This is a genomic window from Streptomyces apricus, from assembly GCF_008369065.1.
GTDB lineage: Bacteria > Actinomycetota > Actinomycetes > Streptomycetales > Streptomycetaceae > Streptomyces > Streptomyces apricus.
In genome coordinates, this window is sequence record NZ_VDFC01000088.1 from 1 (window position 1) to 3,613 (window position 3,613).

Sequence of the window (3,613 nt, forward strand, 5' to 3'; positions counted from 1 at the left end):
CCCCACGGGTGCATGCCCGCGCCGAGCACCGCCACGTCCCCCGTCACGCCGTCGCCCCCACCGGCCGCCAGTGCCAGGTGGTCCAGGTCGTCTCTGCGTCCTCGTTGAGCACGCCCGCGACGGCCTCCACCTCCATGCCCACCGCCAGGTCCGCGGCACGGACGCCGGGAACCGCCTGCCCGAGCACGACGAGGCGCTCCGCGGCCAGCTCCACCGCGATCAACGCGTGAGGCTCCCATTCACGTTCCGGGTCGGACACGTACGGTGACGGCGGCCGGTACCGGCTGTCCGTGTACGACCACACCCGGCCCCGCCTCGACAGCGGAACCTCCTCCAGATCGCCGCCCGGGCAACCCGGAACGCGGCAGAAGGCGTCCTCCCGGGGGAAGAACACGGACGCGCAGGCCGAACAGCGTGTGCCGAGGAGCCGGAAAGCGTCTCCCTCGCCGGTGAACCAGCCGGTGACCACGGGGGTGCGAGTACGCGACAAGGCTCCTCCAGGCGCTGTATCTGACGGAACGTCAGGAGTCTGTCACGGGCCACGCCGATTGGGCAGGGGCCGGGGCGCGCACACCGCGGAGAACCGCCGGGGCCGTTCATGCGTCCGACTATCGGTAGGGGCGGCCGGGGCCCACGGGGGTGGTTCCGGCCGTCCCTCACCGTCCGGGCACGCGGAACACGCCCGACCGCTTCCCCCGGGGAACCCGCTCCTGGTAGACGCATGGGCCATGACCCGACTCACCACAGCGGTACGCGCTCTCGTCACCGCACTCGCCGCCCTGCTCACCGCCACCGCGACCGCCACCGCCGCCCCCGCGGCCGCCGCCCCCGCGGACGCGGCCTCCGAGCCGAAGGCGCCCGAGGACTTCGTGGCCCTGCGGTCCGTGGACCGCACGATCATCCAGGAGATCCGCTACTCCACCCCGCACAACTTCGTGGGCGAGCGTATCGACGGCTACCGCCAACCGCTCTGCATCCTCACCGAGCCCGCCGCCGAGGCCCTCCACCGCGCCCAGCGGCACCTGTTGCGCCGGGGCTACTCCCTGAAGGTCTACGACTGCTACCGGCCCCAGCGCGCCGTCGACCACTTCGTCCGCTGGGCCGAGGACCTCGACGACCAGGCCATGAAGGGCGAGTTCTACCCGGAGGTCGACAAGACCCGCCTGTTCGAGGACGGCTACATCGCCGAGAAGTCCGGCCACAGCCGCGGCTCCACCGTGGACCTCCCACCCGCCCGTACGTCCCCGGCGAGCCCCTCGTGCCCTGCTTCGCCCCGCAGGGTGAGCGCTTCCCCGACAACTCCGTGGACATGGGCACGGGGTACGACTGCTTCGACACCCTGTCGCACACGCTCGACCCGCGGATCCAGGGACAGCAGCGCGCCAACAGGCTGCTCCTGAAGGACACCCTGGAGGAGCTCGGCTTCGTGAACCTCGCCGAGGAGTGGTGGCACTTCACCTACAAGCCGGAGGCCTACCCCGACACCTACTTCGACTTCCCGGTGTCGGCGCGCTCGCTCCGCGCGTCCCGCTGAGGTGCCGCCCGGGGCGACCGGCGACCGCTTCCTTGTGATCATCGGATACAGTCCCGGGCGTGTCTCCATCCCAGAACCCGTCCGCCAACTCCGCGCCGGGCACCCACTGTTCGAGCTGCGGCGCAGCCTACGGAGAAGACGTCTCCGGCTGGCCCCGCACCTGTACGTCCTGCGGCGTCGCGGCCTACCGCAACCCGCTGCCGGTAGCGGTCGCCCTGCAGCCCGTGTACGACACGAAGGGCGCCGCCCTGGTCGTCATCACCCGGACCATCGAGCCCGCGCGCGGGGGCGTCGCACTGCCCGGCGGCTTCATCGACCACCAGGAGGACTGGCGGCAGGCCGTCGTCCGCGAGCTCAAGGAGGAGACGGGCATCGTCGCGGCGAGCCGCGACGTACGGCTCGTCGACGCGCTGAGCTCGCCCGACGGCCACCTGCTGCTCTTCGGTGCCCTCCCGGAGCGTCCCGCCGCCGAGCTGCCGCCGTCCGCCGCGACGGACGAGACCGAGGGCTGGCACCTGCTGCGCGGGGCGACCGACCTCGCCTTCCCGCTGCACACCCTGGCGGTCCGGGCCTGGTTCGAGGGCCGCTACGTCTGAGGCCCACCGGCCCCGGCGGTCGCCCCGGCCAGCCGGCGCCGCAGGGCCGTCAGGCCCCCAACCCCCGTATCCGCACCGGCAGGGACGGCTCCACCGGGCCGTCGTCCCCGTCCCGTTCCACCACGACGCGCCCGCCCCGCCGGCGCGTCACATAGCGCTCGATCTCCGGCTCGTCCCAGCCGGTCACGTCACCGGCCCCGCCATCGGCCCCGGTCACGTCACCGGCCCCCTCCGGGTCCTTGGGCTCGACGACCACCAGCCCGCCCCCGGTCCGCCCGCGGGCGGGCGCCCACACCTCCAGCTCCACCGAACCGTCCTCGCCCCGCACGGGCAGGACCGCGCCCGCCCGCACCAGGACCGGGATCCGCGACAGGGGAGCCTCGACCAGCACCTGCGCCGGCCCTTCGTACGCCTCCTCGGTCACCACGTCGTACCAGCGCCCCCGCGGCAGCCGCACGGCACGCCGGACCGTGCCCGGCYCCAGCACCGGCGCCACCAGGAGGCAGTCACCGAGCAGGAAGGCGTCCTCGCGATCGCGCAGCGCCCGGTCCTCCGGGGCGCCCCACCACAGCGGCCGCACGTACGGCGCCCCGGTGCGCCGCGCCAGATGCGCCAGCGTCATGAAGTACGGCAGCAGCCGCCGCCGCTCGACGAGCGCCACGCGCGCGTGCTCCAGGACCTCGTCCCCGAACGCCCACGGCTCCCCGGCCCCCGCGTGCGTACGGAAGAGCGGCAGGTACGCGCCCAGCTGGAACCACCGCAGGTACAGCTCGGGGGAGGGGGCGCCGTCCGAGCCGCCCACGTCCGACCCCGAGTACGGCACCCCGCAGAGCCCGAGCCCCAGCACCAGCGACAGCGACGCCCGCAGCCCGGGCCACCCCGTGGCCACCTCCCCGGCCCCCTCGTACACCGCGTCCCCCGGAACGGCCCCCACCGCCGGTTCCACGGCCGACACCAGCCGGATCCCGTCCCGGCGCAGCTCCTCCGCCAGCACCGGCAGCTTCGGGTAGCGGTCCCGGTCCACCGAGAACATCCGGTGCGCCTCCAGATGCCCGATGCCCAGGTGCACCGCGTCCAGCGGCAGCCCGCGCTCGTGGTGACTGCCCACCACCCGCCGCACCTCTTGCTCGGTCCCGCGGCCCGACCGCGCGTGCTGGTGCCCCAGCGCCCAGGCCGGCGGCAGCGCGGCGGCGCCCGTCAGCGACGCCCAGTTCTGCAGCACGCGCGCGGGAGTGCCCACCATCACCCAGCAGCGCAGCGGCCCGCCCTCCATCCGCAGCTCGCTCGCCCCGGCCCGGTCGTGCCCGGACCCGGCACCCTCCGCACCCTCGCGCAGGGTCACGGAGCCGTCCCAGGAGTTGTCGTGGAACACCAGGTGCGTGGCCGCGYCGGCCACCACCAGCTGCACCGGCACGGTCAGGTGCAGCGGATCGTCACCGGGACCGAGGGCCCGCCCGGGATCCGTGTTCCACAGGCGGTACGT

The 3,613-nt window shown here is 74.3% G+C and carries 3 protein-coding genes and 1 pseudogene; 2 read left to right on the forward strand and 2 right to left on the reverse strand.

The window, feature by feature from the left end; genetic code table 11:
* Positions 1-43: 43 nt before the first annotated feature.
* On the reverse strand, positions 44-469 hold the full coding sequence (locus FGF04_RS37225; protein ID WP_149515820.1) for a Zn-ribbon domain-containing OB-fold protein: 426 nt from the start codon (positions 467-469) through the stop codon (positions 44-46).
* 259 nt (positions 470-728) lie between these two features.
* On the opposite strand from FGF04_RS37225, the pseudogene FGF04_RS37230 reads away from it, so the two are divergent.
* Positions 729-1,534, forward strand: a pseudogene (locus FGF04_RS37230) (M15 family metallopeptidase).
* Positions 1,535-1,593: 59 nt separating this feature from the next.
* On the forward strand, positions 1,594-2,130 hold the full coding sequence (locus FGF04_RS37235; RefSeq protein WP_149515818.1) for an NUDIX domain-containing protein: 537 nt from the start codon (positions 1,594-1,596) through the stop codon (positions 2,128-2,130).
* 49 nt (positions 2,131-2,179) lie between these two features.
* Here the strand turns inward: FGF04_RS37235 and FGF04_RS37240 are convergent.
* A partial coding sequence (locus FGF04_RS37240) for a TIM-barrel domain-containing protein (protein ID WP_149515819.1) occupies positions 2,180-3,613 on the reverse strand: 1,434 nt, incomplete at its 5' end.